The following is a 17,360-nucleotide window of genomic DNA, read 5'->3' as shown; positions in this document are numbered from 1 at the left end:
GCGACGGCGAAAATCGTGCCAATCCGATTGACGAGCGCGCAGCATCCGGCCGCGCGCGCCCGTCGATGCGTGCGAGCGTTTATAATCTAACGCTTTGCGGCGCAAGCCCTGCCCACCCACCAACGTCTATCGTGAGAGTCTTTCGCGGCCTCCCCAATGCCGAAAGCCGGTCGCCTTGTGCGCTGACCATCGGCAACTTCGACGGTGTCCATCGCGGTCATCAGGCGTTGCTCGCGCGCGTGCGCGCCGCCGCGGACGCACGCGGGCTGCCGGTCTGCGTCATGACCTTCGAGCCTCACCCTCGCGAATTCTTCAATCCGGCGGGCGCGCCGCCGCGTATCGCCATGTTGCGCGACAAGCTCGAAGCGCTGCGCACGAATGGCGTGGATCGCGTGGTGGTCGAGCATTTCAATCACACGTTCGCGAGCCAGCCGCCCGACAAGTTTGTCGAAGACATCATCGTGAACGGGCTGCACGCGCGCTGGGTCATGATCGGCGACGACTTCCGCTACGGCGCCAAACGCGCGGGCGACTTCGAATCGCTCAAGGCAGCCGGGGAAAAACACGGCTTCGAAGTCGAGCAGATGGCAACCGTCGCGCATCCGAACGGCGCGCGCATTTCGTCGTCGTCGGTGCGTTCGTCGCTCGTCTCGGGCGACCTCGACGCCGCGCAACTCGCGCTTGGCCGTCCGTACGTCATCAGCGGCCACGTCGTGCATGGCGCCAAGCTTGGCCGCGATCTCGGCTTTCCCACGCTCAACGTGCCGATTGCGCACAAGCGGCCCGCGCTCGCCGGCATCTTCGTCGTGCGCGTGCATGGGCTTGCCGATGAACCCTTGCCCGCCGTCGCGAGTCTCGGCCTGCGCCCGACCGTCGACGACTCCGGCCGCGTGCTGCTCGAAGTCTTCGTGCTCGACTGGCACGGCGACGCCTACGGCAAGCTCGTGCGCGTCGAATTCCTGAAGAAGCTGCGCGACGAAGAAAAGTACGTCGACCTGGAAACGCTTTCCGTTGCCATCGCGAAGGACGTCGCCAGCGCGCGCGCCTACTTCGGCCTGCCGCCGGCAAGCGCGGCGGGCAGCGGCGCGACGGGCTTCGCCATTTCGGCCACCGACCGAATTAGGTGAGCGCGCGGCGCCCTTGCGCCGCCCGCTGCCCCGTCATCGAATCACTGCGCGCGTCGGCGACGCCGTCTCACCGAATTCACCGAGTCACACATGAGCGACAAGAAACAAAAAGCTGCTGCGAAATATCCCGTCAACCTGCTCGACACCCCGTTCCCCATGCGCGGCGATTTGCCCAAGCGCGAACCTGCGTGGGTGAAGGAATGGCAGGACGAAAAAATCTACGAGAAAATTCGCGCCGCCAGCAAGGGCCGCAAGAAGTTCATCCTGCACGACGGCCCGCCGTATGCGAACGGCGACATCCATCTGGGTCACGCGGTCAACAAGATTCTGAAAGACATGATCGTCAAGGCGCGCAATCTCGCGGGCTTCGACGCGGTCTATGTGCCGGGCTGGGATTGCCACGGCATGCCGATCGAAATCCAGATCGAAAAGCAGTTCGGCAAGTCGCTGCCGGCCACGGAAGTCATGCAGAAGGCGCGCGCTTATGCGAGCGAGCAGATCGAGAAACAGAAGGTCGGTTTCCGGCGTCTTGGCGTGCTCGGCGACTGGGACAATCCGTACAAGACCATGAACTTCGCGAACGAAGCCGGTGAAATCCGCGCGCTCGGCAAGATCATGGAAAAGGGCTACGTGTTCCGCGGCCTCAAGCCCGTGAACTGGTGTTTCGACTGCGGCTCGGCGCTAGCCGAAGCGGAAGTCGAATACAAGGACAAGACCGATCCGACCATCGACGTGCTGTTCGCGTTCGCCGAACCCGAAAAGACCGCGCAGGCGTTTGGTTTGCCCGCGTTGCCGAAGGCTGAAGGCGGCATCGTTATCTGGACGACCACACCCTGGACCATTCCCGCCAATCAGGCGCTGAACGTGCATCCGGAGATCGTCTACGCACTCGTCGGTACCCCGCGCGGCCTCCTCATCCTCGCGCAAGAGCGCGTCGAGGCATGCCTGCAGAACTACGGCTTGCCGGGCGAAGTCATCGCCACGACGACCGGTGCGAAGCTCGCGAACCTGCGGTTTCATCATCCGCTCGCGGCGGCGCATCCGGGCTACAAGCGCACGGCGCCCGTGTATCTCGGTGAGTACGTGACGACAGAAAGCGGCACGGGCGTCGTGCACTCGTCGCCAGCGTACGGCGTGGAAGACTTCGTGTCGTGCAAGGCGCACGGCATGTCGGACTCCGACATCGTCAGCCCCGTCATGGGCGACGGCCGCTATATCGAATCGCTGCCACTTTTCGGCGGACTGTCGATCTGGGACGCGAATCCGCGGATCATCGAGGCGCTCGAAGGCGCGGGCTCGCTGCTCAAGACCGAGAAGTACACGCACAGCTACATGCATTGCTGGCGCCACAAGACGCCGATCATCTATCGCGCGACCTCGCAATGGTTCGCAGGCATGGACGTGACGCCGAAGGACGGCGGCAAGACGCTGCGCGAGACCGCGCTGGAAGGCGTCGAGAACACGGCGTTCTATCCGTCGTGGGGCAAGCAGCGCCTTTACAGCATGATCGCGAATCGCCCGGACTGGACGCTTTCGCGTCAGCGTCAGTGGGGCGTGCCCATGGCGTTTTTCGTGCACAAGGAAACGGGCGAACTGCATCCGCGCACGCTCGAATTGCTCGAGGAAGTGGCGAAGCGCGTCGAGCAAGGCGGGATAGAAACATGGCAGGCGCTGGACCCGCGCGAGCTGATCGGCGACGACGCCAACATGTACGAAAAGAATCGCGACACGCTCGACGTCTGGTTCGACTCCGGCACCACGCATTGGCACGTACTGCGCGGCTCGCACAAAGACTCGCTGCAATTTCCGGCGGACCTGTATCTCGAAGGTTCGGACCAGCATCGCGGCTGGTTCCATTCGTCGCTGTTGACGGCATCCATGCTCGACGGCCGCCCGCCTTACGACGCGCTTCTCACGCACGGCTTCACGGTCGATGGCGAAGGCCGCAAGATGTCGAAGTCGCTCGGCAATGGCGTCGATCCGCACGAGGTGGCGAACCGTCTGGGCGCGGAAATCATTCGCTTGTGGATCGCATCGACGGACTATTCCGGCGAGCTCGCGATCTCCGAGGAAATCCTGAAGCGCGTGACGGAGACGTACCGGCGTATCCGCAACACGCTGCGCTTCTTGCTCGCGAATCTGTCCGACTTCGACTTCGAGAAGAACGCGTTGCCGGTCGAAGACTGGCTCGAAATCGATCGTTACGCGATCGCGCTGTCGCGCAATCTGCAGGACGACGCGCTCGCGCATTACGAGAAATACGAGTTCCACCCGGTCGTCGCCAAGATCGCCACGTTCTGCTCGGAAGACCTGGGCGGCTTCTATCTCGACGTGCTGAAGGATCGTCTTTACACGACGAAGCCCGATTCACGCGAGCGCCGCAGCGCGCAGACGGCGCTTTATCACATCGCGCATGGCTTGCTGCGGCTCATCGCGCCGTATTTGTCGTTCACGGCGGAAGAGGCGTACAAGGTGCTCAAGCCCGGTCAGGAAACCATCTTCACCGAGGTCTATCACGCGTATCCGGAAGTGGCGAATGCGGGCGAATTGCTCGATACGTGGACGCTCATCCGCAACGCGCGCGGCGACGTGACGAAGGCGCTGGAAGAAGCGCGGACGGCCAATCTGATCGGCTCGTCGCTGCAAGCCGAGGTGCTCGTGCGCGCAAGCGGCGCGCGTTATGACGCGCTCGCCAGTCTCGGCGATGCGTTGCGCTTCGTGCTGATCACGTCATCGGCGGCGCTCGAGCGCGTGGCGAGCGAAGCGGAAGAAGGCGTGGACGTGAGCGCATCGAGCTATCTCAAGTGCGAGCGCTGCTGGCACTACTGCGCGGATGTCGGCTCGCACGCGGATCATCCGGGACTGTGCGGCCGCTGCTTCTCCAACCTTTTCGGCGCTGGCGAAACGCGGGGCGCGGCATAATGGTTCGAACGATGTCGAAACAAACTTCCGGTAGTGGCTCACTTGCGCCGTGGCTCGGCGTCGCGCTGATCGTCATTCTGTTCGATCAGTTGACCAAGATCGCGGTGCAGAAGATTTTCGCTTACGGCGAACCGCACGCGCTCACGCCCTTCTTCAACCTGTTCCTCGTCTATAACCGCGGCGCCGCCTTCAGCTTTCTCGCGGCGGCGGGCGGCTGGCAGCGCTGGGCGTTCACGGCGCTGGGCGTGGTGGCTGCTGTCGTGATTGGCTATCTGCTCAAGAAGCACGCGGCGCAACGGCTCTTCTGCACGGCGCTTGCGCTCATCATGGGCGGCGCGATCGGCAACGTGATCGATCGTATCGCTTATGGTCACGTGATCGACTTTCTGGACTTTCACGTGCGCGCGTGGCACTGGCCCGCGTTCAACCTTGCCGACAGCGCGATTACGGTCGGCGCGGTCCTGCTCGTGTTCGACGAACTGCGGCGCGTGCGCGGTTCGCGCTGATGTTTCCGGCGCGGCTTTACAGAGAGCCGTGCGTCTCGCATCGATGGAGGCAAGTTGACTAGCGAACTCACGGGTAAGCATTTGGTGCTTGGCCTCACCGGCGGTATCGCCTGCTACAAGATCGCGGAACTCACGCGCCTCTTGATCAAGGCGGGCGCGACCGTGCAAATCGTGATGACGGAAGCAGCCACGCAGTTCATCACGCCAGTCACCATGCAGGCGTTGTCGGGCCGTCCCGTCTACACCTCGCAATGGGACGCGCGCATGCCGAACAACATGCCGCATATCGATCTTTCGCGCGAGGCGGATGCCATCGTCATCGCGCCCGCATCCACCGACTTTCTCGCGAAACTCGCGCACGGCATGTGCGACGACCTGCTCTCGACCTTGTGCATTGCACGCGATTGTCCGCTGCTCGTCGTGCCCGCCATGAACAAGCAGATGTGGCAAAACCCGGCCACGCAGCGCAACGTCGCGCACATTCGCGGGGATGGCATCGAGGTGCTAGGACCGGATTCGGGCTCGCAAGCGTGCGGCGAGGTCGGCGACGGACGCATGCTCGAACCCGAAGCCACGTTCGAAGCCATCTGCGCCTTCTTCCAGCCTAAGATTTTGCGCGGCCAGCGCGTGCTCATCACGGCCGGCCCGACTTTCGAGCCGCTCGATCCCGTGCGCGGCGTCACGAACCGTTCATCAGGAAAGATGGGCTTCGCGCTCGCGCGTGCGGCGGCGCAAGCCGGCGCGGACGTGCATCTGGTGGCGGGGCCCGTTTCGCTGCCAACGCCCTGGGGCGTGTTTCGGCAAGACGTGCAGACGGCCATGCAGATGCATGACGCCGTCATGCAGGCCACGCCCGATGCGGACATTTTCATCGCGGTGGCGGCGGTCGCGGACTGGCGTGTGGATCATGTCAGCGAGCACAAGATCAAGAAGGTCGCGGGTCAGCCGTTGCCATCATTCGAGTTCGTCGAGAATCCGGACATTCTCGCGTTGGTGGCCAAGCAGCCGAACCCGCCCTATTGCGTCGGCTTCGCGGCGGAAAGCGGCGATCTTGACGTTCACGGCGAAGAGAAGCGCAAGCGCAAAAACGTGCCGCTTCTGATCGGCAATCTCGGTCCGCTCACGTTCGGCCGCGACGACAACGAAGTCGTGCTCTTCGAAGCATCCGGCGCGACACCCTTGCCGCGCGCCGACAAAGCGACGCTTGCTCGCACGCTGATCGGCGAAATAGCGAAACGCGCGCCACACGGCGGCGGCTCGATCCTCTCCTAAGCCCATGACAAAGCTCTCGGTTTTAGACCAGACGCCTGTGATCCACGGTCACTCGACCGCGGATGCCATCGCGGCCACGCTCGATCTCGCTCAACTCGCGGACGACCTCGGCTACACGCGCTACTGGTGCGCGGAGCATCACGGTTTGTACGGTGTGTCGAACCCGTGTCCGGAAGTGATGCTCGCGCGTATCGGAAGTCTCACGAAGCGTATCCGCATTGGCTCGGGCGGTGTCATGCTGCCCTACTACAGTTCGTTCAAGGTGGCCGAACAGTTCCTGATGCTTGAAGCGCTGTTTCCGAATCGCGTGGACTTGGGTGTCGGGCGCGCGCCGGGCGGCGACATGCGCACGGCGCAGGCGGTGGCCGCGGGTTCATACAATCGCGGCGACATTTTCCCGCAACAAGTGGCCGAACTCGTCGCGCTTTTCAAAGGCGAACTGCCCGACGATTCACTCGCGAAAGGCGTGCTGCTTCAGCCGCAGATCGAAACGCGTCCGCAACTGTGGATGCTCGGCTCCAGTGATTTCGGCGGCTTGCTCGCCGCGCAACTCGGCATTCGCTTTGCGTTTGCGCACTTCATCAACGCGCAGTATGGGCATCGCGTGGCGGAGGCTTATCGCGAGCGTTTCACGGCCGGCCACGAGGAGAAGCCTTATCTCGCCGCAGCGGTTTTCGTGATTTGCGCCGATACCGACAAGGAAGCCGATGCGCTCGAACGCGCGGTGGATCTGCGGCGCGTGCAAATGGCTTATGGTTTGAATCAGCCTATTCCGTCGATTGCGCAGGGCATCTCGCAGGTCTACGGCGAACGCGAGCTCGCAGTGATCGCGCATGAGAAAGCGCGCAGTATCATCGGCACGCCAGAGCGCGTGACGGAAAAGCTGCATGCGCTGCAAGAGCAATTCGACGCCGATGAACTCATCGTCCTTACAGTCGCCGGCAGCTATGCTGCGCGCACGCGGTCCTATCAACTTCTCGCCGAGGCATTCGAACTCGGCCGCCACGCTCAAAAGAACGTATGAAACTCGACGTCAAGATTCTCGATGCGCGCATGCGCGATTTCCTGCCCGCGTATGCCACGCCTGGCAGCGCGGGCCTCGACCTGCGCGCGTGTCTGGACGAGCCGATGGTCATCGAGCCGCATCAAACCGTGCTCGTGCCCACTGGCCTCGCCATTCATCTCGCGGACCCCGGTTATGCGGCGCTAATTCTGCCGCGATCAGGACTCGGTCATAAGCATGGCATCGTGCTTGGCAATCTGGTCGGTCTGATCGATTCGGATTATCAAGGGCAACTGATGGTATCGACATGGAATCGCGGGGACACTGCATTTACGTTGAATCCGATGGAGCGTCTTGCGCAATTGGTGATCGTGCCGGTGGTGCAGGCACAGTTCAATATCGTCGATGATTTCGATGCCAGCGCGCGTGGCGCGGGTGGTTTCGGTAGCACGGGCAAGCACTAAGCCGCATAGGTCGGGCTGCAACGGCCCGATCATTCGTTTTCTATTCGAGCGCCATCCCCGGCGCGCGCCCCGATACGGTGCGCAAATCTCGGATTTCTCCCATTCTGGCATTTATTTCCGCCACCTATAAATCGGGTGTCGAACTGATTTAAAGGTGTTCGGCACCACGCCTCGATAAGCTGGCAGCGGCTATCGAGATTCTCAATATCTTGATTGTTCTAGGAGCCGACAAACAAGACACATTGCAATTAGTTCGTTGTACATACTTAAATAAAGTAAGTTCACAAATCGGCTCGTTATTATTTCGTATATCGAATTGATAATGATTCCAGCCGAAATAACGGATGGAGCAAGAACATGCAGATCAAATATGATGCAGTCGTCGGTGCGGGCGCCAATGAATGGTACGGCACGATCATCGTCTCCAACCTGCGCTATGAAGACGACAGCGCGGTCACGGTCGACAACTATCTTGCGTTCAACTTTCACTCCCCAGCCAATATCGACGCTACGGCAATCACGCCAGCGTATGCCGTGTACGTGATCGGAGACATTACCGCAGACGTTTCGCAACTGGGCGACGGCACTTTCGACGCCACCGTGACGATCGACTACACCACGTCCTACACGATGCAGCCGGCGGATCAGATCACCATCGGCATCAATGGGAATCTGGTAGCCAGCCCCGACACGTGGCTCAATTCGTTCACCTTCGCGGCGGACCAGTCGCCCGATATCGAAGGAACCCTGTCAATCACGTGTCCGGCCGCGCCCGATCCCGCTCTGTCCGGTGTGCTTCCCACACTCACGCTGACTCAGGGGGACGCGGCCGTCACCGTCGTCCTTTGCTATGACCAGACGTGTACGTCCGAACTGGAACAAGGCACGTATAGCGTGATAGCCAACCCTGTTGTCACGGGCGATGAGACGGTCCTCGCTCCGTTGCTCGTGGACCAGTCGACCGTCAAGATCGTGGCGGGTCAAACCTCGTCGCTTAAAGCGAGCTTTGGTCCGGTCGAATATTACTGTTCGCTCGATCTCTCGTTTGGCGCGCTTACCGGCCTTTCGACCGAAACGCTTCATGTGACGGTGAACGACATCGAGACCGGCGCGACGCTCGCATTATTCGACACCCGGACGAACAGCGTCGTTTCGCTACGCAAGCTGCCACCCTCGGGCAGCGCACGAGTCTCGATTCAAAACGTCGCGCTCAATAATGTCGAATACTCGTTCTCGGTGCCGCTCGTCACGCTGACGAACGCACTGCAAACGTTGACGATCAGTGATTCGATGATCACCACCTCGAACGTCCCCACCACGGGCTATGTCGAGCTGCCGATCAATATCACGGCTCAGGATGCGGTCGATCATGCGATCGAATTGCGTCTGACGGGCGGTTCCATGACCTATGTGCAGAACGTATCCGCCAAGTCGCAACAGACGGCATTTGCCGTTCCGATACAGCCAGGCAGCTATAGCACGACGGCGGGCGATTTCCTTCTCGCGGGCGTGGTCTATGTCGTCGAGGCACCGTCCTCGCTCAACGTGACGAACGACGAGAGCGCGCATCTCGATGTGAACATTACGACCTCCGCCAATCTCACCGTGCCCGGCTTTCCGAACTATCTGTCGTTCGGCGGCTGTACCGATCTCGTGCCGAGCAATGAAGCGGATTTCGTCGCCGCGCGCGCAACTTCGATCTTCTGTTATGCCGGAACGGACGGCGCGGGCGACGCCAGCACGTACCTGACGGACGACCCTCAGACCCGCGCGACGATCTCGCTCGCCCGTTCAGTCGAGGACGACCTGGGCAATGTGCAGCCGGTGCTGCCCGTAATGGTGTCCTACACCTGCAACCTGTCGCTCGGCGACACGCCGGACCAGTTGGCGAACGCGGACGCTCACGCACACAGCTTCGCGAACTACATTCTGGCGCTCAATATCGCGAACGAGGCAATCGACAGCGCGCATCCGGTGCCGGCGGGATTCATCGTGAATCCTGACTTCCTCGGCTCATGCGAGCAGGGTAAATATGCTCCGACTTACGCGATGCCGGTACGCGCGCCGCTGCAGACCGCGCTCGATCACTGGCAGGTCACCGCCACGATTCCCGCAAACGTCACGGAGGACATCAAAGGCTATGTGCTGGCCGTGAACTGGCTGACGCGCACCATCGCGCCCAAGGTGACTTTCGGCTGGCAGATCAACCTTTGGGGTGTGGGCTACTCGGAGTGGATCTACGAGGCCGACGTCGATCCCGCGCAAATGGCGCAGCAGACGGCGAGCTACGTCCAGAGCCTTGGCGTCTACGACGAGCCGTACAAGCCCGACTTTCTGGCTATCGACCGGTACGAAGCCGATGACTTCACTCAGCGCGCCTACGAAAATGGCTATTGCTACGGCCCACGCGAATGGGATCGCTTTTTCGACTTTTGCAAGGCCGTCAGTCGTGCGCTCAAGTTGCCCGTGATGCCGTGGCAAATTCCGGCCAGCCACATCCCGACCGTTGACGACCCCGTCGCGGACCCGTTCGATTCACAGCACTGGGGCACGGGCGGAAGCTGCATTCTCGGCGATCCGGCGATCGGCTCGGATGCGAGCCACGTCAATGCAACCGTGCTTGCGCTGCCTTTCCCGGATGCGTTCACGCAATACATGGGCAACACGGTCGCGGACATGTTCACGCGCTCCGAGCCGTTCGATATCACCACCCCCCTCTACGGCGACTTTCCACTGCGTGGCATCTTCACCTTGTTGCTCGGCGGCGGCGCGACGACGGGCATCGTCACGACCATAGGCAACCCGGAACCGTGGACCAGACAGAAGCTGAATATCTATATGGATAACCCGATCTCGCTCGATCACTAGGAATCTGGGCGAGACGCGTAAAAAAAACGGCGCGGATTCGATCCGCGCCGTTTTTGTCTTCAACCGCAAAAAGCTCAATCTACCTCGATCGCTTCCGGATTCGGATTACGCGGCGGAGCCGTGTTTTCGTCGAAGGTCAGTTGCACCTTGTCTTCCGCATCGACGTCCACCGTCACGCGACCACCGTTGAGCAGCTTGCCGAACAACAACTCGTCGGCGAGTGCGCGGCGGATGGTGTCCTGAATCAGACGCTGCATCGGTCGCGCGCCCATCAGCGGATCGAAACCGTGCTTCGCCAAATGCTTGCGCAATGCGTCGGTAAAGACCGCGTCGACCTTCTTCTCGTGCAGCTGATCTTCCAGTTGCATGAGGAACTTGTCGACCACGCGCAGGATGATTTCCTCGTCCAGCGAACGGAAGCTGATGATCTGATCCAGCCGGTTGCGGAACTCAGGCGTAAACATCCGCTTGATGTCGGCCATTTCGTCGCCCGACTCGCGCTTCGCGGTGAAACCGATCACCGCCTTGCCCATGGCCTCGGCGCCCGCGTTCGTCGTCATGATGATGATGACATTGCGGAAGTCCGCCTTGCGGCCATTGTTGTCGGTCAAGGTGCCGTGGTCCATCACCTGCAACAGCACGTTGTAGATGTCCGGGTGCGCCTTCTCGATTTCGTCCAGCAGCAGCACGCAATGCGGCTTCTTCGTGACGGCCTCGGTCAGCAAACCGCCCTGGTCGAACCCGACGTAGCCCGGCGGCGCGCCGATCAACCGGCTCACCGCGTGACGCTCCATGTATTCCGACATGTCGAAGCGCAACAACTCGATACCCAGCGTGAACGCCAGTTGTTTCGCGACTTCGGTCTTGCCGACACCGGTCGGGCCGGAAAACAGGAACGCGCCGATCGGCTTGTCCATCTTGCCGAGACCCGCACGCGCCATCTTGATCGACGCCGACAGCGCATCGATAGCCGGATCCTGACCGAACACGACCGCCTTCAGGTCGCGATCGAGCGTCTGAAGCTTGCTGCGATCGTCCTGCGACACGCTTTGCGGCGGGACGCGCGCGATCTTCGAGATGATCTCTTCGATCTCGCTCTTTCCAATAGTCTTCTTCTGCTTCGACTTCGGCAAAATGCGCTGGGCCGCGCCCGCTTCGTCGATCACGTCGATCGCCTTGTCCGGCAGATGACGATCCGTAATGAAGCGCGCCGACAGTTCAGCCGCCGCCGACAGCGCGCCCGACGAATATTTCACGCCGTGGTGCTCTTCGAAACGCGACTTCAAACCGCGCAGAATCGCAACTGTCTGCTCGACCGAAGGCTCGGTGACATCGACCTTCTGGAAACGCCGCGAAAGCGCCGCGTCCTTCTCGAAGATGCCGCGATATTCGGTGAACGTGGTCGCGCCAATGCACTTCAACTGTCCCGACGACAACGCCGGCTTCAGCAGGTTCGACGCGTCGAGCGTACCGCCCGAAGCCGCGCCAGCGCCGATCAGCGTATGAATTTCGTCGATGAACAGAATGGCGTGCGGACGCTCTTTCAGTTCCTTCAATACCGTCTTGAGACGCTGCTCGAAATCGCCGCGATACTTCGTGCCCGCCAGCAACGCGCCCATATCGAGCGAGTAGACCTGAGCGTCGGCCAGAATGTCCGGCACTTCGCCGCGCGTGATGCGCCAGGCGAGGCCTTCCGCAATCGCGGTCTTCCCCACGCCCGCTTCGCCGACCAGCAGCGGATTGTTCTTGCGGCGACGGCACAGCACCTGCACCACGCGCTCGACTTCGGACTCGCGGCCGATCAGCGGATCGATCTTGCCGTCCTTCGCGCTTTGGTTGAGATTTTGCGTGAATTGCGCGAGCGGCGTTTCCTTCTGCGCCGCGGCGTCTTCCGACTCCGGATTCGCCTCGCTGCTCGCCTTGGCCGCATCGCCGCTACTGCTCTTGGCAATACCGTGCGAAATGAAATTCACGACATCGAGACGCGTCACGCCCTGCTGTTGCAGGTAGTAGACCGCATGCGAATCCTTCTCGCCGAAGATCGCGACGAGCACATTCGCGCCGGTCACTTCCTTCTTGCCGTTCGAGGTCGATTGCACATGCATGATCGCGCGTTGAATCACGCGCTGGAAACCAAGCGTCGGCTGAGTATCGACGTCGTCCGTGCCGGGCACGGTCGGCGTGTTGTCATGAATGAAATTGCGCAGGTTCTGACGCAAATCTTCAATGTTGGCTGCGCAGGCACGCAACACCTCAGCCGCGGTCGGATTGTCCAAAAGGGCGAGCAAGAGATGCTCGACCGTAATGAACTCATGCCGCGCCTGACGTGCTTCCATAAACGCCATGTGCAGACTGACTTCCAGTTCCTGGGCAATCATGCTTCCTCCATCACGCACTGCAGCGGATGACCCGCCTGCCGTGCATGGCTAACGACTTGCTCAACTTTGGTCGACGCAATGTCTCGCGTGTAGACCCCACAAACTCCCCTGCCTTCGCGATGAACCTTCAGCATGATCTGCGTCGCAGTCTCACGATCCTTATTGAAGTATTCCTGCACGATCATCACGACGAATTCCATCGGCGTGAAGTCGTCGTTCAGCAGCACTACCTTGTACATCGCCGGCTGCTTGAGCTTCTGCTCCTGCCGCTCAAGTACCGTGCCGTCCTGCTTGTTGGGATTTGTCGCCATACACCCATTCTAAACAACACCGACTCCATCGCAATCGTCGCACCAGCGCCGGTCACCCGGTCGATATTACTGCTGGCTGCAACCCTCGCAGATGGAACGTCCATTCAATCCTGCCGCTGCTTATCACGTCAGCGCGGCCCGCTTGCACCTCGTTGAAACCAGTATCGCACAGCTTCAAAAAAAACAAACTGCACGCCGGGTGCCGGGGGCCGCCGGGCTACCACACAAGTGAGACGATTATGCGACTTTTCAAGATGGCTTGCTTGGGCGGCTGCGCACACGCAATGCAGGAATTACCCTACGAATGCGACATACACAACGAGCTTAACGGCCATCTCAAAATTTCCTTGACACCCGATTTAAGAGATTCAACAATCAAACTGGCACTTTTTTCCGGGGGCCTCCGGAAATAGAAAAAGAGCCGAGGTGAGCTAGTGAGGAGGACGCGGTTCACAAAGTGGGGTGGCCGACGAGCTTTTCGAGCGTGCTCTGGTTGCGACGAGAGTTAGAGGGGATGTACGAATGTCTACTGGTACGGTCAAATGGTTTAACGACGCGAAAGGTTACGGATTCATCACGCCCGATGAAGGCGGCGAGGATCTGTTTGCACATTTCTCGGCGATTCAAATGAACGGTTTCAAGACGCTCAAGGAAGGCCAGAAGGTCTCCTTCGAGATTGTCCAGGGACCGAAGGGCAAGCAGGCTTCCAACATCCAGGACACTGTCTGAGACGCGGACTGACCGTAAGAAGCGCAAAGCCTTTGAAACCCGGCCCAGGCCGGGTTTTTTTATTGCCTGTTTCTACGCGTTTTACCAAAGACAAAACCCCAAAGACTTTAAGCCCTTGGGGTTTTAATGCAAATGCCGGTGATTCGTTGCGGCCGCGCTGTCACATATTCTCGATCATTACTTCGCCGAAACCCGAACATGAAACTTGCGTGGCGCCTTCCATGAGACGCGCGAAGTCGTAAGTAACGCGTTTGGACAGAATGGATTGTTCCATTGAGTCGATGATTCGATCCGCCGCCTCGGTCCAGCCGAGATGACGCAGCATCATCTCAGCGGACAAAATTTCCGATCCCGGATTCACATAATCCTTGCCGGCGTACTTCGGCGCGGTGCCGTGAGTGGCTTCGAACATTGCAACCGAGTCCGACATATTGGCGCCCGGCGCAATGCCGATCCCGCCGACCTGCGCCGCGAGCGCATCGGAAATGTAATCGCCGTTCAAGTTCAGCGTGGCGATCACGTCGTATTCGGCCGGGCGCAGAAGAATCTGCTGAAGGAACGCATCCGCGATCACGTCCTTGACGACGATATCGCCACCCGTCTTTGGATTTTTCACTTTCATCCAAGGGCCGCCGTCGATCAGTTCCGCGCCGAACTCCTTCTGCGCGAGCGCATAGCCGTAATCGCGGAACGCGCCCTCGGTGAACTTCATGATGTTGCCCTTGTGCACGAGAGAAACCGAGCGGCGCTCGTTGTCGATGGCGTATTGAATTGCCTTGCGCACGAGCCGCTCGGTGCCCTCGCGCGACACCGGCTTGATGCCGAGCCCCGACGAGTCCGGAAAGCGGATCTTCTTCACGCCCATTTCCTCGCGCAGAAATTGGATGACCTTCTTCGCTTCCGGCGATTCGGCGGGCCACTCAACGCCCGCATAGATGTCTTCCGAGTTCTCGCGAAAAATCACCATGTCGACCTTTTCTGGCTCGCGCACGGGCGAAGGCACGCCTTTGAAGTAGCGCACCGGCCGCAGACAAACGTAGAGGTCCAGCTGCTGGCGCAGCGCGACGTTGAGCGAGCGAATGCCGCCGCCCACCGGCGTCGTGAGCGGTCCCTTGATGGACACGAGGTACTCCTTCACCACGTCGAGCGTTTCGTCCGGCAGCCAGACGTCGGGACCGTAGACGCGCGTCGCCTTCTCGCCCGCGAAGATCTCCATCCATTGAATCTTGCGCTTGCCACCGTAGGCCCGCTCGACCGCCGCATCGACCACTTTGATCATGACCGGCGTGATGTCGACGCCCGTACCGTCACCCTCGATATACGGGATGATCGGCTGATCCGGGACGTTGAGCGAGTAATCCGCGTTGACGGTGATCTTTTCACCGTCCGCCGGAACCTGGATGTGCTGATACGGCATGGTCGACTCCAAAGAAGGCCGGGCTCGAATGGAAGCTGGCGCGATAGTGCGGACGATTCGCGGACCATGAACGTCGACGGCGCCCGCGAGCATGGCCAGAACAGCATTCTAACCACGCGCGAGTACAGCCGGTCGCCGTTCGAAGCCTGGCGTCGCGCTTGCGTCGGCTCGCGTCAGGATTGGGGGCGGCTCATTATGCATTAAGATGCCGCTTCGAATTCCGCCGCGCCTTCCTCCGATGCCGCTCATCGCGCTCAATAAACCCTTCGGCACCATCTGCCAGTTTTCCGCGCACGAAACGCGTCCCTCGCTCGGCGACTGGGTAAAGACGCCGGGCGTGTACCCGGCGGGCCGGCTCGACGCCGACAGCGAAGGCCTGCTATTACTCACCGACGATGGCGCGTTGCAGGCGCGTATTGCCGAGCCGCGTCACAAGCTCGTCAAGCGTTATTGGGCGCAAGTGGAAGGCGCCCCTGACGATGCCGCGCTCGCGCATCTCGCGAAAGGCGTCGATCTGGGCGACTACGTGACGCGTCCGTGCCAATGCGCCTTCGTCGCCCAAGAAGATAGCGACGCGCTCTGGCCGCGCAATCCGCCGATCCGCTATCGCGCGGCAATCCCCACGACGTGGATCGAGCTCGCCATCACCGAGGGCAAGAACCGGCAGGTCAGGCGCATGACCGCAGCCGTGGGCTATCCGACGTTGCGGCTCGTGCGCGTGGCTGTCGGCGCACTCGATATCTTCGCGCTCGGACTCGCGCCGGGCGAATGCATCGAGGTGAATGCGCGTGCGCCGTGGCGACGCGCTTAAAGCTTTATCGACGATAAGCGTCACGTCGTGCGTTTAAATGGCGTGTCGTGTAAGCACGCGTGCAAAGCGCCGAGAAACTTTTTGCCGCGCGTTTGCAAATCTCTTTCAAACGACGTCAACCGAGTCTTCACGCGATGCGTTAAGGACCGCAGATGCCGAACAAAGCTATCCGGCATGAGCGATAAACCAATTGAATATGCTGTGTGCTCCAGGGTATTTGAAAGGTCAAAGCGCTCACAGCTGTATCGAAGACCAAATCATCGATACGACTGTCAACCGAAAGGTGGATGGCTCGTTTACCGACATGACTCCATGACCGGGTCGTTTGGTTAATCAACTCAAGCTAGAGGATTCACAAATGAACAAACTGATCGCTGCTCTCGTCGCTGGCCTGTTCGCAACGGCTGCATTCGCACAAGCATCGGCACCGGAAGCTGCTGCTCCGGCTGCTGCTTCGTCGGCACCGGCAAAGAAGGCTCACAAGTCGCACAAGAGCTCGAAGAAGCATGCGCACAAGAAGGCTGCCGCTTCGGCACCGGAAGCCGCTTCGGCAGCTCAGTAAGTTCGTTGTAAGAGGCGGTATAGCGAAGTTCGATGTTGCAGTACCTGCAAAATCAATAACGAGCAATATCGCCGTCTTTACGGCGTTGAAGGGCAGATGGCCAACACGGCATCTGCCCTTTTGTTTTATCGACTCGCCTCATGGCACGCGCTTCGAGTAACATTCGCGAGTTTGCCGTGAGCCTGCCGGATTCTCGGCGCATCGATTCTTGATAAGGAGCATCGTCGTGATTCCGTTGTTTCATGCCTTGAAGTCTTCATTCGGTCCGAATCATTCAAATTGGCGTTCGCGCATTGCGAGCCGCGCGCTTGCCGCCGTGCAAGCATTAACTATTGCGTTGTTGTTGCCGTTTGCGGCAATGCCGCTAGCACAAGCGCAGACCATGCCGCCCGGTGCCAAGCAGCCTTCCGATTTCCCCCGCGCAAGACTCACCGCCGGCATGTTCGTGATCGATGCCGCTGTCGCCGCCAACGACGCCGATCGCGAGCAAGGCCTCATGTATCGCACGCAGCTTGCATCGAACGAAGGCATGCTCTTCGTGTTTCAGGAAAACGCGGTCCACTGCTTCTGGATGAAGAACACGCTGATCCCGCTGTCGATCGCGTTCATTCGCGCGGATGGCACCGTCACCGACATCGACGAGATGCAAGCCGAAACCGAGAACAACCATTGCCCGCGCAACAACGGCGTTTATGCCCTCGAAATGAGCAAGGGCTGGTTCACGGCCAAAGGCATCAAGCCGGGAACGAAGATTTCGGGCTTGCCGGCCGCACAGTAATCGCGGCAATCGCTGGAAAGATAAAGAGGCGCGTCACGTGAACGCGCCTTTTTTTCGTCCATACCGGCCGCATATGGCCGTCTCCGAGCCTTTTCCATTGCCGCAGGAGCGTTCCAGCGAGTTTCCTGCAAAGACCTTGCCAACGCGCTATCCTGAAAAGATTATCGCGATGCCGTTGCGAGCCCGGACGGCAATCGTGTGGCGGCGTGCAC

The 17,360-nt window shown here is 60.4% G+C and carries 14 protein-coding genes; 11 read left to right on the top strand and 3 right to left on the bottom strand.

The genetic code is table 11. The features are described 5' to 3' along the window. The first annotated feature begins 131 nt into the window (after positions 1 to 131). From NCT04_RS03240 to NCT04_RS03210, 7 genes are all read left to right on the top strand, one after another. On the top strand, positions 132 to 1,127 hold the full coding sequence (locus NCT04_RS03240) for a bifunctional riboflavin kinase/FAD synthetase (protein ID WP_250463459.1): 996 nt from the start codon (positions 132 to 134) through the stop codon (positions 1,125 to 1,127). Positions 1,128 to 1,217: 90 nt separating this feature from the next. Further along, on the top strand, positions 1,218 to 4,049 hold the full coding sequence (ileS, locus tag NCT04_RS03235) for an isoleucine--tRNA ligase (RefSeq protein WP_250463456.1): 2,832 nt from the start codon (positions 1,218 to 1,220) through the stop codon (positions 4,047 to 4,049). Further along, entirely contained in the window at positions 4,049 to 4,555 is a 507-nt protein-coding gene (gene lspA, locus NCT04_RS03230) for a signal peptidase II (RefSeq protein ID WP_244827217.1), read from the top strand. The genes ileS and lspA overlap by 1 nt, the downstream gene beginning before the upstream one ends. A 54-nt stretch (positions 4,556 to 4,609) precedes the next feature. Then, entirely contained in the window at positions 4,610 to 5,827 is a 1,218-nt protein-coding gene (coaBC, locus tag NCT04_RS03225; RefSeq protein WP_250463453.1) for a bifunctional phosphopantothenoylcysteine decarboxylase/phosphopantothenate--cysteine ligase CoaBC, read from the top strand. 4 nt (positions 5,828 to 5,831) lie between these two features. Then, positions 5,832 to 6,851: an LLM class flavin-dependent oxidoreductase gene (locus NCT04_RS03220; protein WP_244827215.1), complete on the top strand. Its 1,020-nt coding sequence runs from the start codon at positions 5,832 to 5,834 to the stop codon at positions 6,849 to 6,851. Further along, positions 6,848 to 7,294: a dUTP diphosphatase gene (dut, locus tag NCT04_RS03215; RefSeq protein ID WP_250463450.1), complete on the top strand. Its 447-nt coding sequence runs from the start codon at positions 6,848 to 6,850 to the stop codon at positions 7,292 to 7,294. The genes NCT04_RS03220 and dut overlap by 4 nt, the downstream gene beginning before the upstream one ends. A 357-nt stretch (positions 7,295 to 7,651) precedes the next feature. Then, positions 7,652 to 10,162 carry a hypothetical protein gene (locus NCT04_RS03210; protein WP_250463447.1) on the top strand — a complete coding sequence of 837 codons (2,511 nt, stop codon included), beginning with the start codon at positions 7,652 to 7,654 and terminating at the stop codon, positions 10,160 to 10,162. Positions 10,163 to 10,236: 74 nt separating this feature from the next. Here NCT04_RS03210 and clpA read toward each other — a convergent pair whose 3' ends face one another. Continuing rightward, a complete protein-coding gene (gene clpA, locus NCT04_RS03205; protein ID WP_244827212.1) occupies positions 10,237 to 12,540 on the bottom strand; it encodes an ATP-dependent Clp protease ATP-binding subunit ClpA in 2,304 nt (767 codons plus the stop codon). Beyond that, entirely contained in the window at positions 12,537 to 12,851 is a 315-nt protein-coding gene (gene clpS, locus NCT04_RS03200) for an ATP-dependent Clp protease adapter ClpS (protein ID WP_244827211.1), read from the bottom strand. The genes clpA and clpS overlap by 4 nt, the downstream gene beginning before the upstream one ends. Before the next feature lie 522 nt (positions 12,852 to 13,373). Here clpS and NCT04_RS03195 point away from each other — a divergent pair. Beyond that, positions 13,374 to 13,580: a cold-shock protein gene (locus NCT04_RS03195; RefSeq protein WP_244827210.1), complete on the top strand. Its 207-nt coding sequence runs from the start codon at positions 13,374 to 13,376 to the stop codon at positions 13,578 to 13,580. 160 nt (positions 13,581 to 13,740) lie between these two features. Here NCT04_RS03195 and icd read toward each other — a convergent pair whose 3' ends face one another. Continuing rightward, the gene (gene icd / locus NCT04_RS03190; protein WP_244827209.1) at positions 13,741 to 14,997 is read right to left on the bottom strand and encodes an NADP-dependent isocitrate dehydrogenase; all 1,257 of its coding nucleotides are present in this window, start codon (positions 14,995 to 14,997) and stop codon (positions 13,741 to 13,743) included. A gap of 238 nt (positions 14,998 to 15,235) precedes the next feature. Here icd and NCT04_RS03185 point away from each other — a divergent pair, with 238 nt between their 5' ends. The 3 genes from NCT04_RS03185 to NCT04_RS03175 all read left to right on the top strand — a co-directional run bounded on the left by NCT04_RS03185 (position 15,236) and on the right by NCT04_RS03175 (position 17,148). After that, positions 15,236 to 15,808, top strand: a complete 573-nt coding sequence (locus NCT04_RS03185) for a pseudouridine synthase (RefSeq protein WP_244827971.1) — start codon at positions 15,236 to 15,238, stop codon at positions 15,806 to 15,808. Positions 15,809 to 16,166: 358 nt separating this feature from the next. Then, positions 16,167 to 16,370 (top strand): hypothetical protein, encoded by a 204-nt coding sequence (locus tag NCT04_RS03180; protein WP_244827208.1) that lies wholly within the window; start codon positions 16,167 to 16,169, stop codon positions 16,368 to 16,370. Between the two features lie 235 nt (positions 16,371 to 16,605). After that, positions 16,606 to 17,148 (top strand): DUF192 domain-containing protein, encoded by a 543-nt coding sequence (locus tag NCT04_RS03175; protein ID WP_404989357.1) that lies wholly within the window; start codon positions 16,606 to 16,608, stop codon positions 17,146 to 17,148. Positions 17,149 to 17,360 lie beyond the last annotated feature (212 nt).

Source organism: Caballeronia sp. GAFFF2, from assembly GCF_023631485.1.
GTDB lineage: Bacteria > Pseudomonadota > Gammaproteobacteria > Burkholderiales > Burkholderiaceae > Caballeronia.
The sequence above is the reverse complement of the archived record's forward strand: the minus strand, read 5'-3'. Positions and strand labels throughout refer to the sequence as shown.